The organism is Arthrobacter sp. Y3221157 (genome assembly GCF_059089865.1).
On record NZ_JBNHFD010000215.1, the window covers coordinates 1 to 598 of the forward strand.

At 73.1% G+C, this 598-nt stretch carries 1 pseudogene; it reads left to right on the forward strand.

Annotation, left to right across the window (positions count from 1 at the left end):
- Positions 1-598 (forward strand): annotated as a pseudogene (locus AC5RTT_RS20715) (ribonuclease E/G); the annotation flags it as partial.

A 598-nucleotide genomic window follows, 5' to 3' on the forward strand; every position in this document is an offset into this window, starting at 1 on the left:
AAACCCGTCCGCCGCCGTCGGGTTGCCACCCGGAAGGCCGCTGCCCCGGCAGCCGAAGCGGCAGGAGCGCCCGCTGCGGAAGCTGCTCCGGCGGAGGCCGCTCCGGCGCAACCGGAGCCGGCAACTGCCGGCGAGGCGGTAGAAACGGGTGCCCCCGCCGCAGCACTTGCCGAGGAGCAATCACCTGATGCAGCGCCGGAAGAGGCACCCGCAGCCCGGGAAGCCGGCCAGGCGCCGTCGGACGCGGGCGCTGCAGGCGATGCGCCGAAACACGCCGCTGCAGGGGAACCGGCCGAAACGGAGGAGCCTGCGAAGGAAGCCGCCAGCCCCTTTGCCTCTCTGTTCCTGGAACCGGCTTCCCCCACTTCCGTACTGTTCCAGGCCCCGGACCTGAGCACTGTGGTGCGTCCGGCTCCGGCCGTCCCGGAGGATGTGGAAGAGGACGACGCCGAGGACGGAGATGCCGACGATTCCGCCGGCCGCCGCAGGCGCCGCAGCCGAGGCCGCCGCAGCCGCAGCCGCCTCGAAGATCGTGACGCGGAGGCTGCCACTGACGGCGAAGCCGGCGACGACGCCGAAGCGGAGGGCGACGAAGCGT